This window comes from Allobosea sp. FW305-C-101 (genome assembly GCF_058783685.1).
Genome location: NZ_JBYSYT010000018.1, coordinates 1 through 20,896 on the forward strand (window position 1 = coordinate 1; position 20,896 = coordinate 20,896).

Sequence of the window (20,896 nt, forward strand, 5' to 3'; positions counted from 1 at the left end):
GTCTTGCCATGGTCAACGTGACCAATCGTTCCAATGTTGCAGTGCGGCTTGTTCCGCGAAAACTTCTCTTTGGCCATCGTAGCCTCCGTCAGATCTTGTTCAAATGGTCAGTCGGTTCGGTGCGGGGTTCAGGCGTACTTGGCCTGGACCTCGGCGGCCACCGCCGACGGCACCTGCTCATAGTGGTCGAACTGCATCGTGTAGTTGGCACGGCCCTGCGAGAACGAGCGAAGCTGGTTCACATAGCCGAACATGTTCGCCAGCGGAACCATCGCGTTGATCACGACGGCGTTGCCGCGCATGTCCTGGCCCTGGATCTGGCCACGACGCGAGTTCAGGTCGCCGATGACCGAGCCGGTATAGTCTTCCGGGGTCACGACCTCGACCTTCATGATCGGCTCGAGCAGCACGGAGCCGCCCTTCTGCAGACCTTCACGAAGAGCCGCACGCGAGGCGATTTCGAAGGCGAGCGCCGACGAGTCGACTTCGTGGAAGGCGCCGTCGATCAGCGTGACCTTGACGTCCACGACCGGGAAGCCGGCGAGCACGCCCGAGCCGATGACTGAGTTCAGGCCCTTCTCGACGCCGGGGATGTACTCCTTCGGCACCGAACCGCCGACGACCTTCGACTCGAACTCGAAGCCCTTGCCGGTCTCGTTCGGCTCGATGACGAGCTTGACGCGGGCGAACTGGCCCGTACCGCCGGTCTGCTTCTTGTGGGTGTAGTCGATCTCGGCCTTCTTGGTCAGCGTCTCGCGATACGCAACCTGCGGCGCGCCGATATTGGCGTCGACCTTGTAGGTGCGCTTCAGGATGTCGACCTTGATGTCGAGATGGAGCTCGCCCATGCCCTTCAGGATGGTCTGGCCGCTCTCCTGGTCGGTCGACACGCGGAAGGACGGATCCTCGTTCGCGAGCTTCGACAGGGCGAGGCCCAGCTTCTCCTGGTCGGCCTTGGACTTCGGCTCGATCGCGATCGTGATGACCGGCTCGGGGAACTCCATGCGCTCCAGGATGACCGCGTTGGTCGGGTCGCAGAGCGTGTCGCCGGTGCGGACGTCCTTCAGGCCGGCCAGGGCGACGATGTCGCCGGCATAAGCCTCCTTGATGTCCTCGCGGTTGTTCGCATGCATCAGCAGCATGCGGCCGACGCGCTCTTTCTTGTCACGGGTCGAGTTGATGACGCCCTGGCCAGCTTCGACCTTGCCCGAATAGATGCGGCAGAAGGTGATGGTGCCGACGAAGGGGTCGTCCATGATCTTGAACGCGAGCATCGCGAACGGATCGGCATCGGTCGGGTTGCGGGTGGTCGGCTCTTCCGTCTTGAAGTCGATGCCTTCGACCGCGCCACGATCGACCGGCGACGGCAGGAAGTCGACGACGGCGTCGAGCAGGGGCTGCACGCCCTTGTTCTTGAAGGCCGAGCCGCAGAGAACCGGGTGGAACGCGCGGCGCTGCACGGCCGTGCGGACGAGCTTGCGCAGCGTCGCGGCATCCGGCTCGGTGCCCTCGAGATAAGCCTCCATCGCGGCGTCGTCCATCTCGACGGCGGCCTCGACGAGCTTGTTGCGATACTCGGCAGCCTTGTCGGCGAGGTCAGCCGGGATGTCCTGCTCCTCGAACGAAGCGCCGAGCGCCTCGCCGTTCCAGACGATCGCCTTCATCTTGATGAGGTCGATCACGCCGGCGAAAGCGGCTTCCGAACCGATCGGAATCTGCAGGCAGACGGGCTTGCCGGCAACGCGGTCGATGATGTCCTGGACGCAGCGATAGAAATCGGCGCCGATCTTGTCCATCTTGTTGACGAACACGATACGCGGAACGTCGTACTTGTCGGCCTGGCGCCAGACGGTCTCGGTCTGGGGCTCGACGCCCTGGTTGCCGTCGAGAACGCAGACGGCGCCGTCGAGCACACGCAGCGAACGCTCGACTTCGATGGTGAAGTCGACGTGGCCGGGGGTGTCGATGATGTTCAGGCGGTTGTCTTGCCAGAAGCAGGTCGTCGCAGCCGAGGTGATCGTGATGCCACGCTCCTGCTCCTGCGTCATCCAGTCCATGGTCGCGGCGCCGTCATGGACTTCGCCGATCTTATGGGACTTGCCGGTATAGTAGAGGATGCGCTCGGTCGTCGTCGTCTTGCCGGCATCAATGTGGGCCATGATGCCGAAGTTGCGATAACGGTCGATGGGATGGGAACGGGCCATGATCGTGCTCTATGTCTCGGGTCAGCGCGCCGCTTACCAGCGGTAGTGCGAGAAGGCGCGGTTGGCTTCCGCCATCCGGTGCGTGTCTTCGCGCTTCTTGACCGCGTTGCCGCGGTTGTTGGCGGCGTCCATCAGCTCGGCCGACAGGCGCTCAACCATGGTCTTGTCGTTGCGGCCGCGAGCGGCGGCGATCAGCCAGCGAATGGCGAGAGCCTGGCGGCGCTCGGTGCGGACTTCGACCGGAACCTGATAGGTCGCGCCACCGACACGACGCGAACGAACCTCGATCGCCGGAGCGACGTTCTCGAGCGCCGACTTGAAGACGCCGAGCGGCTCGCTCTTGGTCTTGGCCTCGATGATGTCGAAGGCACCGTAGACGATCCGCTCGGCGGTCGACTTCTTACCTTCGTACATGACCGAGTTCATGAACTTGGTCACGACGATATCACCGAACTTCGGGTCCGGGATAACTTCGCGCTTTTCGGCACTGTGGCGGCGGGACATCGTCTAGTCTCCGTAAATCTTCAACGCGGCGAACCGGCTCAGGCGGGTCGCCCGGCCGGTCGGGCCGAAATTACTTGGGACGCTTGGCGCCGTACTTCGAACGGCGCTGCTTGCGGTTCTTGACGCCCTGCGTGTCGAGCACACCGCGCAGGATGTGATAGCGCACGCCGGGAAGATCCTTCACGCGGCCGCCACGGATCATGACGACAGAGTGCTCCTGGAGGTTGTGACCCTCACCCGGAATGTAGCCGATCACCTCGAAGCCGTTGGTCAGGCGAACCTTCGCAACCTTGCGGAGCGCCGAGTTCGGCTTCTTCGGGGTCGTCGTATAGACGCGCGTGCAAACGCCGCGCTTCTGCGGGCAATTCTCAAGCGCCGGGGCGGTGTTACGCGCCTTCACGGGCGACCGCGACTTGCGGATGAGCTGGCTGATTGTCGGCATTCTGGCCTCTCGCCCCACTGAGCGTTTGGAAATTCCTGGTCAATCTCCCAGGCCGAGCAAAGCCATGACATAAACGAAGCCGCGCCATCGGCGCCCTTTCAGGGGCCTCAGGCGCGTTCGCCAGCAGAGGAACACGGAAAACCCGCGTTCATGCATCCTGCCATGTCGTCAATCGACGCTGGAATTCCGACGGAGTTTCGGTCGCGAAACTCGCTTGCGAACGAAGCGCAAGCGACAAACGTGTCCGACAGCCGTCGACAGTGGCGCGCTTATGACTCACGCGGAGATTCGCGTCAACCCCGGATTCCGGTTCCAGGCCGGTTTAGGCCTGCATTTCCGCCACCCACTGGGCGAATGGCGGCTCCGAACCGGCTAAGATCGCAGGCCGCGCGCCGATCGACAGCATAGCTGTCGTAAACGGAGCGTAAAGCTCCCTTGAATGAGGCCTCCGCACGATCCCCAGGAGAGAATCATCAGCCGGGGCGAAGCCGTCCCGGGAACAGCAGCCAGAGCGCCCTGCCCTAGCGAACCGCCATTCGAGCCAGAAGCGCCGAGAGCTCACTCTGCCGTGTCACGCCGGTCTTCTGGAAAACCCGCTTCAAGGTGGTGCGCGCCGTCTCCTCGGTGATTCCAAGCCGCTCGCCCGCTTCGCGTGGGGCCAGTCCCACCCCGACCAGTGCGGTCAATCGCGCTTCGGCCAGTGTCAGGCCAAGCAGGTCGCGAACGAGCGCCGGATCGGCCGGGCCGTCCACCTGCGAGCTGGTGACGACCGCGATCGCCACGACATCGGCGAGCAACGCCTCGACGGCGCCACGCTCCGCCGCCCGCACTGGAATGACATGCACGGCCAGGAAGCCGTCGCGCTGCCGGTCCTGCACGATGACCGGTCGCGGCGCATTAAGCAGAATAGCATCACCGAAGGCCGCTTCAGTGATGCGGGCCCGCAATGCTTCGCGCGGCTCCTCGCCGCGCGCCGTCAGCCTACCCTGACTGACAAGCAGGCCGTCGCCGGCGAGCATCTGCCCGGCAGGATTGGCGAAGAGCACCCGCCCGTCGCCCGCGAGCAGGAAGACGCCGACGCCGAGCCGCGTCAGCGCATCGGCAAGCGCATGCTGCGAAGCTTCGGCATTGATCAGCCGGATGCCGAGCCGCAGCGCATTCTCGACATGGCGGCCGAGCCGGCTCAGCGTTTCGAGCTCCGCATCGGACCATGGCTCCTTGTCCGTCGCACGCTGGACAGCCAGGGCGACCCCGACCCGCGGGTCCGGCGAAATCCCGACGCCGCCGAACCAGCCGAGTCCGTGCGAGCGCAGGAACTGCGCATAGAAAGGCAGGACCTTCATTTCCTCGGGCGTCGCGATGTCGCGATCCGAAATGGTGTCGGAACGCGCGATCGCCCCGCATTCGAGCGAGCGCGAGAAGCGGACATCGTGGCGCCACCACTCTCCTGCATCGTAATCCCGCTGGGCCGCCTCCAGTCCGGGCGAGCAGATCGTGCCATAGGCGCCATCTTCGCGCTGGTAGATCAAATGGGCGCCGACATCGCCGAAGGAATCGGCGATCACCTGCAAGGCAGCGGGCCAGCGTTCGGGCGCCGGCGCGGCATCGTAGATCGCCTCGACCGCAGCGACGAAGCCGGAAGACGGCTCGCGGTCGCGCGTATCCGGAACCTTCTGCTTCTCTGCCCAGCTCATGGCGCCCTCCCCGCTGAACCTTAGGCGTTGGCGCCGAGGCCGCGTCAAGCAGGCGCGGCTGCGCTGCAAGGCGGTGCCCCAAAAGAAAACGGCCGCCCGAAGGCGGCCGTTTGAGAGCATAGGCTTTCGCCGGGCTGCTTATTCGGCAGCCGGGAGCACCGCAGCGGCGGCCTTGGCGGCCTTGGCCGCCGCATCCGCCTTCTGGCCGACGATGAGATCGTCGCGACGCGTAGCCACCTGCTTGATGCGGGCGACCTGGGCGCCGGTGCCGGCCGGGATGAGCGAGCCGACGATGACGTTCTCCTTGAGGCCTTCGAGCATGTCCGACTTGCCGTTGACCGCCGCCTCGGTGAGGACGCGGGTGGTCTCCTGGAAGGACGCCGCCGAGATGAAGGAGCGGGTCTGCAGCGAGGCCTTGGTGATGCCGAGCAGGACGGGGACGCCGGATGCCGGCTTCTTGCCCTCTTCGCGCAGCTTCGCGTTGACCTCTTCCAGCTCGATCCGATCGACCTGGTCGCCGGTCAGGATGTCGCTGTCGCCGGACTCGGTGATCTCGACCTTCTGCAGCATCTGCCGGACGATGACCTCGATGTGCTTGTCGTTGATGGTCACGCCCTGGAGGCGATAGACCTCCTGGATTTCGTTGACCAGATAAGCCGCCAGCTCCTCGACGCCCTTGATCGCCAGGATGTCGTGCGGGGCCGGGTTGCCGTCGAGGATGTAGTCGCCGACCTCCACGACATCGCCTTCCTGGAGATGGATGTGCTTGCCCTTCGGGATCAGGTACTCGACCCCGTCGGAACCATCATGCGGCGTCAGCGTGACGCGACGCTTGTTCTTGTAGTCCTTGCCGAAGCCGATCACGCCCGACTTCTCGGCGATGATCGCCGCATCCTTCGGACGACGCGCCTCGAACAGCTCCGCGACGCGCGGCAGACCGCCGGTGATGTCGCGGGTCTTGGCCGAGTCGGTCGAGACACGGGCGAGCACGTCGCCGGCCTTGATCGAATGGCCCGGCTCCACCGAGATGATGCCGTCGACCGGCAGGATGTAGCGGGCTTCGCCACCGCGGGCGAGCTTCGCGACCTTCCCGTCGGCGCCGTAGATCACCATCGCCGGCTTGAGATCAGCCGTACGGGCCGAGCCGCGCCAGTCGATGACGACGCGCTTGGAGATGCCGGTCGCCTCGTCGGTCGTCTCGGTGATCGACATGCCGTCCACGAGGTCCTCGTAGCCGACCTTGCCGTCCACTTCCGCGAGGATCGGGCGGGAATAGGGATCCCACTCGATCAGGCGCTGGCCGCGCTTGACCTTGTCGCCCTCGTCCACGCGAAGCTTCGAGCCGAACTGGACGCGATGGACCGCGCGCTCGGCGCCGTCCGGACCGACGATCACGATGGCGATGTTGCGCGCCATGGCGATCAGGTCGCCGTCCGAGTTCCGCGCGACGTTGCGGTTGCGCATCTTGACCGTGCCTTCGAAGTTCGACTCGACGAAGGACTGGTCGGCGATGGTGGCCGCGCCGCCGATGTGGAAGGTACGCATGGTGAGCTGCGTGCCCGGCTCGCCGATCGACTGCGCCGCGATGACGCCGACGGCCTCGCCCATGTTGACGGGCGTGCCGCGAGCGAGGTCGCGACCGTAGCAGGTGGCGCAGACGCCGTTCTTGGTCTCGCAGGTGAGAACCGAACGGATCTTCACCTCCTGGACGCCGGCGGCGTTGATCTTGGCGATGTCGCTTTCCTCGATCACCACGCCCTTGGCGACGACGATCTTGCCTTCGACGTCGACGATGTCCTCGGCTGTCGCGCGACCCAGGATGCGCATGCCGAGCGAAGCCACGACCTGGCCGGCATCGACGATGGCGCGCATCTTGATGCCGTTATCCGAGCCGCAATCCGTCTCGGAGATGATCGCGTCCTGCGCCACGTCGACGAGACGGCGGGTGAGATAGCCGGAGTTGGCCGTCTTGAGCGCCGTATCGGCGAGACCCTTGCGGGCGCCGTGGGTCGAGTTGAAGTACTCGAGAACGTCGAGGCCTTCCTTGAAGTTCGAGATGATCGGCGACTCGATGATCTCGCCCGACGGCTTGGCCATCAGGCCGCGCATGGCGGCGAGCTGGCGCATCTGCGCCGGCGAACCACGGGCGCCCGAGTGCGACATCATGTAGATCGAGTTGATCTGCTTGTCGCGGCCGGTCTCATCCTTCTGGACGGTCGAGATGCGGGCCATCATCTCCTGGGCGAGCTTGTCGGAGCACTTCGCCCAGGCGTCGACGACCTTATTGTACTTCTCGCCCTGGGTGATCAGGCCGTCCTGGTACTGCTGCTCGTAATCCTTGGCGAGCGCGCGGGTCGTGTCGACGATCTCCCACTTGTTCTCCGGCACGACCATGTCGTCCTTGCCGAAGGAGATGCCGGCCTTGAAGGCGTGCTTGAAGCCCAGCCCCATGACGCGGTCGCAGAAGATCACGGATTCCTTCTGACCGCAGCCGCGATACACGGCGTCGATCATTCCGGAGATCTCCTTCTTCGTCATCAGCTTGTTGACGACGTCGAAGGACACGGCCGGGTGCTCCGGCAACGCGGTCGAGAGGATCACGCGGCCCGGCGTGGTATCGTAGATCTTCGTGTACGGCTTGCCGTCATGGCCGACGCCGGTCCAGCGATACTTGATCTTCGAATGCAGCGTCACGACCTTCTCGTGCAGCGCGTATTCGAGCTCGCCGAAATCGCCGAAGATCTTGCCCTGGCCCGGCTCGCCATCCGAGATGATCGAGAGGTAGTACAGGCCGAGCACGATGTCCTGCGACGGCACGATGATCGGCATGCCGTTCGCCGGGTGCAGGATGTTGTTGGTCGACATCATCAGCACGCGCGCTTCCAGCTGCGCTTCGAGCGACAGCGGGACGTGCACGGCCATCTGGTCGCCGTCGAAGTCCGCGTTGAAGGCGGCGCAGACCAGCGGATGCAGCTGGATCGCCTTGCCCTCGATCAGCACGGGCTCGAAAGCCTGGATGCCGAGGCGGTGCAGCGTCGGAGCGCGGTTCAGCATCACCGGATGCTCGCGGATGACCTCGTCCAGGATATCCCAGACCTCCGGCTTCTCCTTCTCGACGAGCTTCTTGGCTTGCTTGACCGTGGTCGAGTAGCCCTTGGCGTCGAGGCGCGCATAGATGAACGGCTTGAACAGCTCCAGCGCCATCTTCTTCGGCAGGCCGCACTGGTGCAGCTTCATCTCCGGGCCGACGACGATGACCGAGCGGCCCGAATAGTCGACGCGCTTGCCGAGCAGGTTCTGGCGGAAGCGGCCCTGCTTGCCCTTCAGCATGTCGGCGAGCGACTTCAGCGGGCGCTTGTTGGCACCCGTGATGACGCGGCCGCGGCGGCCGTTGTCGAACAGGGCGTCGACGGACTCCTGCAGCATCCGCTTCTCGTTGCGGATGATGATGTCCGGCGCGCGCAGCTCGATCAGGCGCTTCAGGCGGTTGTTGCGGTTGATGACGCGGCGATAGAGGTCGTTCAGGTCGGAGGTCGCGAAGCGGCCGCCGTCGAGCGGCACGAGCGGGCGCAGATCCGGCGGGATGACCGGGATCTGGGTCATCACCATCCATTCCGGCTTGTTGCCCGACTCCTGGAAGGCCTCGATGATCTTGAGGCGCTTCATCAGCTTCTTGGGCTTCAGCTCCGACGTCGTCGTCGCGATCTCATGCTTGAGATCGGCGTTGATCTGGTCGAGGTCGAGCGCGCGCAGCATCTCGCGGATGGCTTCCGCGCCGATCATGGCGGTGAAGGTATCCGCGCCATACTCTTCCTGAGCCCGGACGTACTCTTCTTCCGACAGCAGCTGACGGTCCTTGAGCGGGGTCAGGCCCGGCTCGATGACGACATAGCTTTCGAAATAGAGGATGCGCTCCAGGTCCTTGAGCGGCATATCCATCAGGAGGCCGATGCGCGAGGGCAGCGACTTCAGGAACCAGATATGCGCCACCGGGGCGGCGAGCTCGATATGGCCCATGCGCTCGCGCCGGACGCGGGCGAGCGTGACTTCCACGCCGCACTTTTCGCAGATGACGCCCTTGAACTTCATGCGCTTGTACTTGCCGCACAGGCACTCGTAGTCCTTGATCGGCCCGAAGATGCGCGCGCAGAACAGGCCGTCACGCTCCGGCTTGAACGTGCGGTAGTTGATGGTCTCCGGCTTTTTGATCTCGCCATAGGACCAGGACAGGATCTTCTCCGGGCTCGCGATCGAAATCTTGATCGCGTCGAAGGCCTGCTGGACCGGCTGCTGGCCGAAAAGGTTCATGACCTCTTGCTTCATCGCCTGTCTCCTCTAGCCGGCGGGGACGAAGGCCACCCTGCCCGGCTTCTGAAATCCGTGGCCGGCGGCCTCAGCGCCGCCGGCATGTACCCAAGGTTTGGTTAACGGCTTATTCGGCCGCTTCGGCCGGCGGCAACTCGCCCGGCTTCACCTTGTTGTTGATCAGCTCGACATTGAGGCCGAGCGAGCGCATTTCCTTCACGAGAACGTTGAAGCTCTCCGGAATGCCCGCTTCGAAGTTGTCCTCGCCGCGCACGATCGACTCGTAGACCTTGGTGCGGCCCGCGACGTCGTCCGACTTCACCGTCAGCATTTCCTGCAGGGTGTAGGCGGCACCGTAGGCTTCGAGCGCCCAGACCTCCATTTCGCCGAAGCGCTGACCGCCGAACTGCGCCTTGCCGCCCAGCGGCTGCTGGGTGACGAGCGAGTACGGGCCGATCGAACGGGCGTGGATCTTGTCGTCGACCAGGTGGTGCAGCTTGAGCATGTAGATGTAGCCCATCGTCACCTTGCGGTCGAAAGGCTCACCCGTGCGGCCGTCATAGAGGGTCGACTGACCAGAGCTATGCAGGCCGGCCTGCTCCAGCAGACGCTCGATATCGGCTTCCTTGGCGCCGTTGAAGACCGGGGTCGCGACGGGAACGCCGCGACGCAGGTTCTGGCCCATCTCGACGAGCTCGGCCTCGTCCATCGAGGCGATGATCTCGTTGTCCTCGTAGACGGCATCGAACTCGGCCTTCAGCGCCTTGAAGTCGCTCGACTTCTTGTAGGCATCGAGCGCCTTGCCGATCTGCTTGCCGAGGCCCGCAGCCGCCCAGCCCAGATGGGTCTCCAGGATCTGTCCGACGTTCATGCGCGAGGGCACGCCGAGCGGGTTCAGCACGATGTCGGCATGGGTGCCGTCCTCAAGGAACGGCATGTCCTCCACCGGCACGATGCGCGAGACCACGCCCTTGTTGCCGTGGCGGCCGGCCATCTTGTCGCCCGGCTGGATCTTGCGCTTCACCGCGACGAAGACCTTGACCATCTTCATCACGCCCGGAGGCAATTCGTCGCCACGCTGCAGCTTCTCGACCTTGTCGAGGAAGCGCTGCTCAAGGCGCTTCTTCGACTCGTCGTACTGCTTCCGCATCGCCTCGATCTCGGTCATCAGCGAGTCTTCGGCGGTCGCGAACAGCCACCACTGCGAACGCGGGAATTCGCTCATCACCTCGCGGGTGATGACCGTATCCTTCTTGAAGCCCTTCGGGCCGGCGAGGCCGGTCTTGCCGGTCAGGATCTCGGCCAGACGCGCGAAGGTGTTGCGGTCCAGGATCGCCTGCTCGTCGTCACGGTCCTTGGCGAGACGCTCGATTTCCTCGCGCTCGATCGCCTGGGCGCGCTCGTCCTTGTCGACGCCATGGCGGTTGAACACGCGGACCTCGACGATCGTGCCCTGGACGCCCGGGGGAACGCGCAACGAGGTGTCGCGCACGTCCGAAGCCTTCTCGCCGAAGATGGCGCGCAGCAGCTTCTCTTCCGGGGTCATCGGGCTCTCGCCCTTCGGCGTGATCTTGCCGACGAGGATGTCGCCCGCCGCCACTTCAGCGCCGATATAGACGATGCCGGCTTCGTCGAGGTTCTTCAGCGCCTCTTCCGAAACGTTCGGAATGTCGCGCGTGATTTCCTCCGGGCCGAGCTTGGTGTCGCGGGCCATGACCTCGAACTCCTCGATATGGATCGAGGTGAAGACGTCCTGGGCCACGATGTTCTCGGAGAGAAGGATCGAGTCCTCGAAGTTGTAGCCGTTCCACGGCATGAACGCGACGAGCACGTTCCGGCCGAGCGCCAGCTCGCCGAACTCCGTCGACGGGCCGTCGGCGACGATGTCGCCCTTCTTGACGATGTCGCCGACGCGGACCAGCGGACGCTGCGTGATGCAGGTCGACTGGTTGGAGCGCTGGAACTTCTGCAGCCGGTAGATGTCGACGCCCGGCTTGGTCGGGTCCATCTCGTCCGAAGCGCGGATGACGATACGGGTCGCGTCGACCTGGTCGACGATACCGCCGCGGCGAGCCGCGATCGCAGCACCCGAGTCACGGGCGACGACGGCTTCCATGCCGGTGCCGACGAAGGGCGCGTCGGCGCGAACCAGCGGCACCGCCTGGCGCTGCATGTTCGAGCCCATCAGCGCGCGGTTCGCGTCGTCGTTCTCAAGGAACGGGATCAGCGCCGCGGCGACGGAGACGAGCTGCTTCGGCGACACGTCCTGGAAGTCGACCTTGTCGACCGGGGTGACGATGACTTCGCCGGCGCGGCGGCAGACGATCAGGTCGTCCGTCAGGCGGCCTTCGGCATCGACGGCGGCATTCGCCTGGGCGACGTTGTACTTCGCCTCTTCCATCGCCGAGAGATAGATCACCTCGTTCGTGACCTTGCCGTCACGGATGCGGCGATACGGGCTCTCGATGAAGCCGTACTTGTTCACCCGCGCGAAGGTGGCGAGCGAGTTGATCAGGCCGATATTCGGGCCTTCCGGCGTCTCGATCGGGCAGATGCGGCCATAGTGCGTCGGGTGCACGTCGCGCACCTCGAAGCCGGCGCGCTCACGGGTCAGGCCGCCCGGGCCAAGCGCCGAGAGACGGCGCTTGTGGGTGACTTCCGAGAGCGGGTTGGTCTGGTCCATGAACTGCGAGAGCTGCGACGAGCCGAAGAACTCGCGCACGGCTGCGGCCGCCGGCTTCGCGTTGATCAGGTCCTGCGGCATGACCGTGTCGATATCGACCGAGGACATGCGCTCCTTGATGGCGCGCTCCATGCGGAGCAGGCCCAGACGGTACTGGTTCTCCATGAGCTCGCCGACCGAGCGCACGCGGCGGTTGCCGAGATGGTCGATGTCGTCGATCTCGCCCTTGCCGTCGCGCAGGTCGACCAGCGCCTTGACGACCGCGAAGATGTCTTCCTTGCGCAGGATGCGCACGGTGTCCTCGGCGTCGAGGTCGAGGCGCATGTTCATCTTGACGCGGCCCACGGCCGAAAGGTCGTAGCGCTCGGCGTCGAAGAACAGCGACTGGAACATGTTCTCAGCCGTCTCGAGGGTCGGCGGCTCGCCCGGACGCATCACGCGGTAGATGTCGAACAGGGCTTCCTCGCGGCGCGAGTTCTTGTCGACGTTCAGCGTGTTGCGGATATAGGGGCCGACCGTGATGTGGTCGATGTCGAGCACCGGGATCTCGTCGAAGCCGTCATCGACGAGCTGCTTCAGGAGCTTCTCGGTGATTTCCTCGCCGGCCTCGGCATAGACCTCGCCCGTCGCCGGGTTGACCAGGTCCTCGGCGATGTACTGGGTGTACAGGTCCTCGTCCTGCGCGCGCAGGAACTTCAGGCCCTTCTCGGCCAGCTGGCGAGCGGTGCGGGCGACGAGCTTCTTGCCGGCCTCGACCACGACCTCACCGGTATCGGCGTCGATCAGGTCCTCGGAGGCCTTGAAGCCCTTCATGCGCTCCGCGTCGTAGGGAACGCGCCAGCCCTTGGCGTCCTTGGCGTAGGTGATGTGCTTGTAGAAGCGGTTGAGGATCTCCTCACCGTCCATGCCGAGCGCGAACAGCAGCGAGGTGACCGGGATCTTACGCTTCCGGTCGATACGGGCATAGACGATGTCCTTGGCGTCGAACTCGATGTCGAGCCAGGAACCGCGATAGGGGATGATGCGCGCGGCGAAGAGCAGCTTGCCCGAGGAATGGGTCTTGCCCTTGTCGTGATCGAAGAACACGCCCGGCGAACGGTGCATCTGCGAGACGATGACGCGCTCGGTGCCGTTGACGATGAAGGTGCCGTTGTCGGTCATGAGCGGCATGTCGCCCATGTAGACATCCTGCTCCTTGATGTCCTTGACGGACTTGGCCTGGGTGTCGGGATCGATATCGAACACGATCAGGCGCAGCGTCACCTTGAGCGGCGCCGAGAAGGTCATGCCGCGCTGGCGGCACTCGTCGACGTCGTATTTCGGCGGCTCGAAGGTGTACTTCACGAACTCCAGCAGCGAGGCGCCGGAGAAATCGCCGATCGGGAAGACGGACTTGAAGACGGACTGGAGGCCCTCGTCGGCGCGACCGCCCTTGGGCTCGTCGACCATCAGGAACTGGTCATAGGACGCCTTCTGAACCTCGATGAGGTTCGGCATCTCAGCCACTTCCTTGAGTTTGCCGAAGAACTTGCGGACGCGCCTGCGACCCTGGAGCGAATTGACCATGTTGTTCCTCGCAATCTCTTCGGACGGCTCACCCGGAGGTCCGGGCGGTCGAAGGCGGCAGGCCGCCGGGTGAGCCGTTCGGCGCCGCATCGCGCCGACCTGCATTTCAGTTGAAGCCGCACCGCACGGTTGCAGCAGGCCCCATCAACAACTCCCGCGCACTTGCGCGGAAACGACGCAACAGCCCCGGAGGCGTTAAGCGCCCCGGGACTGTCGATAGTGACTACGGTCGGACCGGCATCAGCCGGCCCAAGCTCACTTGAGCTCGACCTTGGCGCCGACGGCCTCGAGCTGCTTCTTGAGCTTCTCGGCCTCGTCCTTGCCAACCGACTCCTTGACCGGCTTCGGAGCGCCTTCGACCAGGTCCTTGGCTTCCTTGAGGCCCAGGCCGGTGATGGCGCGGACTTCCTTGATCACCTCGATCTTCTTGTCGCCGGCCGAAGCCAGGACAACGGTGAACTCGGTCTGCTCTTCAGCAGCGGCGGCAGCGCCACCGCCAGCAGCCGGACCAGCCGCAACAGCGACGGCGGCGGCGGCGGAAACGCCCCACTTCTCTTCGAGCATCTTGGCGAGGTCAGCGGCCTCGAGAACGGTGAGCGACGACAGCTCGTCGACGAGCTTGGCGAGATCGGCCATGTTTAACTTCCTGTCTTAAGAGGTTCGAACGATAAGGGTTGCTGGCTATCAAGCCGCATTCTTGTCGGCGTAAGCCTGAACCACGCGAGCCAGCTTGCCGGCGGGCGCGTTCGTGAGCTGCGCGAGCTTCGTAGCCGGGGCCTGGATAAGGCCGATGAGCTTGGCGCGCATTTCGTCGAGCGAGGGCATCGTGGCCAGGGCCTTGACACCATCGGGGTTCAGGGCGGTCGTGCCCATCGCGCCGCCCAGGATGACGAGCTTGTCGTTTTCCTTGGCGAAAGCGGTGGCGACCTTCGGCGCCGCGACCGGATCGTTTGAATAAGCGATCAGGGTGGGACCCGTCAGCAGCTTGCTGATGGACGCGACGTCGGTGCCTTCAAGAGCGATCTTGGCCAAGCGGTTCTTTGCGACCTTAACAGTGGCGCCATTCGCCTTCATCTCGCGACGAAGCTTCTGGAACTGGGCCACGGTCAAACCCGCATAGTGGGCCACGACGACGACCGACGTGTTCGCAAACACATCGTTCAGCGACGCGACGGCATCTTTCTTTGCCGCTTTATCCACTGGGCTCTCTCCGGTAGGCGACAAGCCTTGAGGGCTGGCCGCCGGTTGCAAATGCCGCTTCCCGAAACCCCGGTTGACACCGGCGCCCCGCAAAGCGACGCTTGGTGCCCTGTCCCCGCTCCCGAACCCACGAGGGGCCGCGATCGGGCGAGATGGTTCGAACCGTCTTTTCCGGATCTCGCGATCCGGGACTAAGCTCTTGCACCGTCTATGCAGGCCTCTTGGCGAAATTATGCTCCCGGACGAACCGGGAAGGCACCTGCAGTCTCAGACAGGACTGGATGATTCCATGCCTCGGAAATCACTTTCCCCGGCTCAAATCACCCATTCTTCAGCGGAAAACCGCCGAAAAACGCGAAACAGACCCCTTCGTGCCAGGCACGCTGGAGCCCCTTCACTTATGGAAACAGGCTGCGTCATAACGCTTTAGCCTGCTTCTGCCAAGTAGGCTCTTGACTTCACGAAATCAAGAGCGGGTGGGCGGCCGGTCAGCCAGCCGCCCTTCCCTCAAGCTTGTCAGCCACCGATGACGGTGTTCGGCTCGATCTTGACGCCCGGGCCCATGGTCGACGACAGGGCGACGCGCTGGATGTAGGTGCCCTTGGCGCCGGCGGGCTTCGCCTTGGCGACCGAGTCGACGAAAGCCTTGATGTTCTCCGAGAGCTTCTCGGCCGAGAACGAGGCCTTGCCGACGGCGGCGTGAACGATACCGGCCTTCTCGACGCGGAACTCCACCGAACCACCCTTCGAGGCGGCGACGGCGGCGGTCACGTCCATGGTGACGGTGCCGACGCGCGGGTTCGGCATCAGGCCGCGCGGGCCGAGAACCTTACCGAGACGGCCGACGAGACCCATCATGTCCGGGGTCGCGATGCAGCGATCGAAGTTGATCTCGCCCTTCTGGACGGACTCGACCAGCTCCTCGGCGCCGACGATGTCGGCACCCGCAGCCTTGGCCTCATCGGCCTTGGCGCCGCGGGCGAAGACGGCGACGCGCAGCGTGCGGCCCGAACCGTTCGGCAGGTTGCAGACGCCGCGGACCATCTGGTCGGCGTGACGGGGATCGACGCCGAGATTCATCGCGATCTCGACAGTCTCGTCGAACTTGGCGTTGGCGCGTTCCTTGATGAACGTGACAGCCTGGTCGAGCGAGTACAGCTTGGTGCGGTCAATGCCTTCACGGCCCTTGACGACGCGCTTTCCGACATGTGCCATTGGTCAGCCTCCCTCAGCCCACGACTTCCAGGCCCATGGACCTGGCCGAGCCACGGATCATGGCCGAAGCCGATTCGACGGTGTCGCAGTTGAGATCGGCCATCTTCTTCTCGGCGATCTCGGCGATCTGCGCAGTGGTGACCTTGCCGACGTTGCCGCCCTTGCCCGGGGTCTTCGAACCCGCGGTCAGGCCAGCAGCCTTCTTCAGCCAGTACGAGACCGGCGGCTGCTTCATCTCGAAGGTGAAGGAACGATCGGCATACGCGGTGATGATCACCGGGATCGGCATGCCCTTTTCCATCTGCTGGGTCTTCGCGTTGAAGGCCTTGCAGAATTCCATGATGTTGAGGCCGCGCTGACCCAGCGCCGGACCGATCGGCGGCGACGGATTAGCCGCGCCCGCCGGAACCTGAAGCTTCACGTAGCCCGTGATCTTCTTCGCCATGATGGCTGCTCCTGACGTCCGCTCCGATGCCTATTCGGAACGACGACGACCCCGCCTGCCGATGCTCTTCATCGGGGCCGGGGTGGTTGCAGTGCGTGGTGCGGCGCCTTGAGTCCGGCTGGCGACCGGAACGCCTCCCACGCGGTTGAGGCGCGCCCTATGACATAAGGCAGCGCCGAAGGGAAGTGGATTCGTTAATGGCGAACCACAGCCCTCACCTTGAGAAGCAAGCGGAGCTTGCGCCTCGAAGGATGTTCCAGATCATTCCGGAGCCTCCTGAATCATCCTTCGAGACGCCGCTAAGGCGACTCCTCAGGATGAGAGCTCCGGAACGGGGTCGAAAAGCCTCAGAGCTTCTCGACCTGGCTGTATTCCAGCTCGACCGGCGTGGCGCGGCCGAAGATCGACACCGCGACCTTGAGGCGGGCGCGGGCGTGATCGACATCCTCGACGACGCCGTTGAACGAAGCGAAGGGGCCGTCCGCGACCTTGACCTGCTCGCCGACCTCGAAAACGATCGTCGGCTTCGGCCGCTCGATGCCCTCGGCGACCTGGCCCTTGATCCGCATCGCCTCATGCTCGGGGATCGGCATGGGCTTGGCCTTGTCGGCGCCCAGGAAGCCGGTGACCTTCGGCGTGTTCTTGATGAGGTGATAGACCTCGTCGGTCATCTCGCACTTCACCAGGACATAGCCGGGGAAGAACTTGCGCTCGGTGTCGACCTTGCGGCCGCGGCGAACCTCGACGACCTTCTCGGTCGGCACCAGCACCTCGTCGAACTTGTCGGCGAGGTTACGCTGCGCGGCCTGGTCGCGGATCGACTGGGCGACCTTGTTCTCGAAGTTCGAATAGGCGTGGACGATATACCAGCGGGTGCTCACGTTCGTAATTCCGTTCAACGGGCGCCGAGGACGAGGCCGAGCACCCAGCGGATGACGGTGTCGGTGAAGAGGAAGAACAGGCTGGACAGGACCACCATGGCGAGCACGAGGCCCGTGGTGATCAGCGTCTCGCGGCGCGACGGCCAGGTGACCTTGGTCGCCTCGGAGCGCACGTCCTGCAGGAACTGGAAGGGATTGGATTTCGCCATGAACCACCTCGGGTTCCGAGCCGGTCCGCGATCTCTTGCGGTGCCGATTCGGCCGTCCTGAAACATTCGCGGCGCGGAACCCGGGGAGGGTTGCGCGCCGTCGTTGCAAGCCTCATACATCGCTTGCGGCCTTTAGCCAAGACCCTTTCGGGTTCGGCCTCCTCTCAGGCCCGGCTCACCGCGATCAGCAGGAAGAACGGCCGCTCACGCTCCCTTGCCCATCCAGGCTCGGCCGCGACCTGCTCCGGGCTCGGCGCCCATTCGACCAGCCGGTCCAGCCTAAAGCCCCCACCGAGCAGCAGGTCGAGATAGGTGCCGATGGTCCGATGGCGCTTGACCACGCCTTCGGCCAGCCAGTTGCTCACCCGCCTGCCCTCGTCGTGATAGCCGTTGACCGGCCAGGTCGCGCGGCCATCGGCATCGACGAGCCATTCCTGCCGAACCGGCGCGGTCATGATCGGATGCTCGACCGAACAGACAAGGCTGCCGCCCGGCTTCAGCGCCGCATGCACACGCCCGAACAACCCGGCGAGATCCTCGATGTAGTGGAAGGCAAGCGAGCTATAGGCGGCATCGAAGGCCGCGGCTGGCGGTGCGTAGGTTTCGAGGTCGGCACGCTCATAGGCCACGCGGGAATCGGGCGTCTCGCGCCGCGCCCGCTCCAGCATCTTCTCGGACACGTCGACACCGAGCACGTTCGCAGAGCCCTCGCCCGCCGCGAAACGGCAGAACCAACCGAAGCCGCAGCCGAGATCGAGAGCGCTCTTACCAGCGAGTTCGGGCAGCATTCCGCGCAGCACGGGCCATTCCGGAGCGCCGTCCAGACCCTGGACGGACCGCGGCAGCTGGCTGTAGCCCGCGAAGAAGGTCTCGTCGTCGTAGATGTTCTGGGTCATGGATGCCTCGCCAACCTGCTTGGGCATCCGGGCTTCAAGTCGCCAGCGGGACGACTGGCAGGGGCAGCAGGGCTCGAACCCGCGACCTGCGGTTTTGGAGACCGCCGCTCTACCAACTGAGCTATACCCCTGCAGGTGGGCGTCATGTGCCCCAAGGCGCGATGCATTTCAAGTCGAAATCGCGGGTCATCCTCATTTGCTGTAAGGGCCGAGCTCGGCCGCGTAGCGCTCGACCAGCTTCAGCCCGAATTCGGTGGGCCTCAGCGCCGGGCCGCGATCATGGATCGCGATGCCGGCACGGGCCCCGAAGATGCGCTTGCCGTAACAAAGCAGCGTCTCGATCGACTGCATGATGAAGGTGATCGCCGGCAGGACCTCGCGATAGGCGGCATCCGCCCCCGCCTCGTCGCCGGCCTTGTAACGGGCATAGGCGCGCAGAGCGTAGTCGATCGTGTCCGGCGCCAGGATCATCCCGGCGCAGCCGGCGCGGAAATTGTCGATCAGCTCAAGCCCGCCGCGCCCGTTGAGAATCGGCAAGCGGCCCTCGGTGACCGCGATCAGCCGCTCGATCTCGACGACCGAGCCCTCGCCCTTGATCAGGCCGATATTCGGATAGCGCCGCGTCAGCTCGCGGATATCCTCCGCCGAAAGGCCGCGCCCCATATAGGCCGGCGCGTTCTGGATCGCGACCGGCAGTGAGGTCGTCTCGGCGATGCGCCCGAAGAAATTGATGTATTCGGCCGCCCCGAAGCTGCCGACCATCGGCGGCTGGAGAATCACCCAGTCGGCACCGTTCTGCTCGGCGACCTTCACCAGCGCGGCCTGCTCCGCCACCGAGGAGCCGAAGATCGTGAAGGCGAGCGGCTTCCTGCCCGCCACATCCTCCGCCATCCATTCCATCACGGTGCAGCGCTCGGTGAAGCTGAGCTTCGAGACTTCGGTCGCGAGCCCCAGCGCCGCCATGCCCTGCACGTCGAGATCGAGGCTGATCTGCGTCTGCTTGCGCATCGCTGCGCGGTCGAGCCGTTCATGCGCGTCGAACAGCGCGAAGACGATCGAATGGATACCCGGAAACGGCGGCGCGAAACCCATGAGACGAACCTCCCCTGGGCCGCTCTGCGGGGCGTCCGCGTATGGCGCGGATCGGGTGACGGCCCTGCCCTCGTTTCTAGAGAGCCGCCATTCCCGCGACCAGCCCGCCCGGCAGGCGGGCGCCCTGCGCCATCCGCAGGATCAGGCGATGTCGAGCCAGCGCCCTTCCCGCGCCGAGGCCTGGATCGTCTCGACCAGCATCTGGATGCGCTCTCCCGCCCGGAAGTCGAACGGCTCGGGCGCCAGCCCCGCGATCGCGTCCATGAAGCGCGCCACCTCGATCGCCTTCAGGTCGTTGAAGCCGAGCTGATGGCCCGGCGCCACGCAGAACAGCCCATAGGGCTCGTGCTCCGGCCCGGCCTCGATCCGGCGGAAGCCGCGTCGCCCGGCAGCATCGGCCGTGCTGTAAAAGTGCAGCTCATTCAAACGCTCCTGCGTGAAGAGCAGCGCGCCCTTGGTGCCGTAGACCTCGAAATCATGCTGCATCTTCCGACCGGTCGCGATCCAGCTCGCCTCGATGCTGCCGCTGGCGCCATTGGCGAAGCGCAGGAACGCTCGACCGCTGTCATCGACCTCGACCGCGCGCTGCCCGCCCCGGCCATCCGGACGGCTGGCAATGGCGGTGACGCAATCGCCCATCACCTTTGTGATCGGTCCGAGCAGGAATTCGGCCGTCGCCAGCGCATGGCTGCCGATATCGGCCAGCGCCCCGCCGCCGGCCGGCTCATGCCGGAAGCCGAAAGGCGTCGCCGCATCGGCCATGTAGTCCTCGGCATGGATGCCGCGATAGCTTCTGACCTCACCGATCTCGCCGGCCCGGATCATCTCCCGCGCCAGCCCGAGCATCGGATTGCAGAGATAGTTGAAGCCGACCTGTGTCTTGATCGTCGCTGCAGCCGCCGCATCGGCCATCTCGCGCGCCTCGGCCGCCGTCGGCGCCAGCGGCTTCTCGCAATAGACATGCTTGCCGGCAGCGATGGCCGCGAGCGCCATCTCGCGATGGAAGGCGTTCGGCGCGGTGATGTCGATCAGGTCGATCTCGGGATCGGCAATGAGGCTGCGCCAGTCGCCGCTGGAACGGGCGAAGCCGAGCGTCCGCGCCGCCGCCGCTGCGAGCGCTTCGTCACGGTCGGCGACCGTATGCAGTTCAAGCTCGAAAGGCAGGTCGAAGACCCGCTGCGCCGCGGCGAAGCCGAAGACATGGGCCTTGCCCATGAAGCCCGAGCCGATCAGGCCGATCCTCAGCCTTGGCTTTCCCGTCGTCATCGGCGTCTCCCGGCAGTCGCTCTCGAAACGGCGACGTTGCCGAACTGATAGCCGGCTGATTGTCGGTGCGCCATGGCGCGAACATGCACAGCTGTGCACAGATTATTGAACAAGCCGCTCCGACGCGCTCGCCGACCAGCCGAGAACACTCCCGACAAAGAAAAAGGGCGGTGTCGCCACCGCCCTTTCCCAAATCGCTGTACGTGAAGTCGATCAGGCGATGATGCTAGCGACGACGCCGGCGCCGACGGTACGACCGCCTTCGCGGATGGCGAAGCGCAGCTTCTCTTCCAT

The 20,896-nt window shown here is 64.8% G+C and carries 16 protein-coding genes and 1 tRNA gene; all 17 read right to left on the bottom strand.

Translation table 11 applies throughout. The features are described 5' to 3' along the window. Positions 1-128: 128 nt before the first annotated feature. Complete coding sequence (gene fusA, locus AC3WMA_RS27370) at positions 129-2,204, bottom strand: elongation factor G (protein ID WP_492288406.1); 2,076 nt, start codon at positions 2,202-2,204, stop codon at positions 129-131. A 33-nt stretch (positions 2,205-2,237) separates the two neighbouring features. Continuing rightward, on the bottom strand, positions 2,238-2,708 hold the full coding sequence (rpsG, locus tag AC3WMA_RS27375; RefSeq protein ID WP_089175040.1) for a 30S ribosomal protein S7: 471 nt from the start codon (positions 2,706-2,708) through the stop codon (positions 2,238-2,240). 70 nt (positions 2,709-2,778) lie between these two features. Continuing rightward, on the bottom strand, positions 2,779-3,150 hold the full coding sequence (gene rpsL, locus AC3WMA_RS27380) for a 30S ribosomal protein S12 (protein ID WP_199085547.1): 372 nt from the start codon (positions 3,148-3,150) through the stop codon (positions 2,779-2,781). 521 nt (positions 3,151-3,671) lie between these two features. Next, on the bottom strand, positions 3,672-4,844 hold the full coding sequence (locus AC3WMA_RS27385) for a helix-turn-helix transcriptional regulator (RefSeq protein WP_492288407.1): 1,173 nt from the start codon (positions 4,842-4,844) through the stop codon (positions 3,672-3,674). Positions 4,845-4,982: 138 nt separating this feature from the next. Further along, complete coding sequence (gene rpoC / locus AC3WMA_RS27390) at positions 4,983-9,167, bottom strand: DNA-directed RNA polymerase subunit beta' (protein ID WP_492288408.1); 4,185 nt, start codon at positions 9,165-9,167, stop codon at positions 4,983-4,985. 109 nt (positions 9,168-9,276) lie between these two features. After that, the gene (gene rpoB, locus AC3WMA_RS27395; protein WP_492288409.1) at positions 9,277-13,398 is read right to left on the bottom strand and encodes a DNA-directed RNA polymerase subunit beta; all 4,122 of its coding nucleotides are present in this window, start codon (positions 13,396-13,398) and stop codon (positions 9,277-9,279) included. A 255-nt stretch (positions 13,399-13,653) separates the two neighbouring features. Next, the gene (gene rplL, locus AC3WMA_RS27400; protein ID WP_112580465.1) at positions 13,654-14,034 is read right to left on the bottom strand and encodes a 50S ribosomal protein L7/L12; all 381 of its coding nucleotides are present in this window, start codon (positions 14,032-14,034) and stop codon (positions 13,654-13,656) included. Positions 14,035-14,082: 48 nt separating this feature from the next. Beyond that, complete coding sequence (gene rplJ / locus AC3WMA_RS27405) at positions 14,083-14,598, bottom strand: 50S ribosomal protein L10 (protein WP_492288410.1); 516 nt, start codon at positions 14,596-14,598, stop codon at positions 14,083-14,085. Positions 14,599-15,114: 516 nt separating this feature from the next. Beyond that, positions 15,115-15,813 carry a 50S ribosomal protein L1 gene (rplA, locus tag AC3WMA_RS27410; RefSeq protein ID WP_265059853.1) on the bottom strand — a complete coding sequence of 233 codons (699 nt, stop codon included), beginning with the start codon at positions 15,811-15,813 and terminating at the stop codon, positions 15,115-15,117. A gap of 13 nt (positions 15,814-15,826) precedes the next feature. Continuing rightward, on the bottom strand, positions 15,827-16,258 hold the full coding sequence (rplK, locus tag AC3WMA_RS27415) for a 50S ribosomal protein L11 (RefSeq protein WP_492288411.1): 432 nt from the start codon (positions 16,256-16,258) through the stop codon (positions 15,827-15,829). A 347-nt stretch (positions 16,259-16,605) separates the two neighbouring features. Next, a complete protein-coding gene (nusG, locus tag AC3WMA_RS27420; RefSeq protein WP_047577926.1) occupies positions 16,606-17,139 on the bottom strand; it encodes a transcription termination/antitermination protein NusG in 534 nt (177 codons plus the stop codon). Positions 17,140-17,153: 14 nt separating this feature from the next. Continuing rightward, complete coding sequence (secE, locus tag AC3WMA_RS27425) at positions 17,154-17,348, bottom strand: preprotein translocase subunit SecE (RefSeq protein ID WP_061966725.1); 195 nt, start codon at positions 17,346-17,348, stop codon at positions 17,154-17,156. Between the two features lie 164 nt (positions 17,349-17,512). Next, positions 17,513-18,244 carry a class I SAM-dependent methyltransferase gene (locus tag AC3WMA_RS27430; protein WP_492288412.1) on the bottom strand — a complete coding sequence of 244 codons (732 nt, stop codon included), beginning with the start codon at positions 18,242-18,244 and terminating at the stop codon, positions 17,513-17,515. A 55-nt stretch (positions 18,245-18,299) separates the two neighbouring features. After that, positions 18,300-18,375 (bottom strand) — tRNA-Trp (locus AC3WMA_RS27435). A gap of 61 nt (positions 18,376-18,436) precedes the next feature. Next, on the bottom strand, positions 18,437-19,336 hold the full coding sequence (locus AC3WMA_RS27440) for a dihydrodipicolinate synthase family protein (protein WP_492288413.1): 900 nt from the start codon (positions 19,334-19,336) through the stop codon (positions 18,437-18,439). Positions 19,337-19,477: 141 nt separating this feature from the next. Beyond that, positions 19,478-20,602: a Gfo/Idh/MocA family protein gene (locus AC3WMA_RS27445; protein WP_492288414.1), complete on the bottom strand. Its 1,125-nt coding sequence runs from the start codon at positions 20,600-20,602 to the stop codon at positions 19,478-19,480. A gap of 213 nt (positions 20,603-20,815) precedes the next feature. Next, a partial coding sequence (locus AC3WMA_RS27450) for an EF-Tu C-terminal domain-related protein (RefSeq protein WP_082617441.1) occupies positions 20,816-20,896 on the bottom strand: 81 nt, incomplete at its 5' end.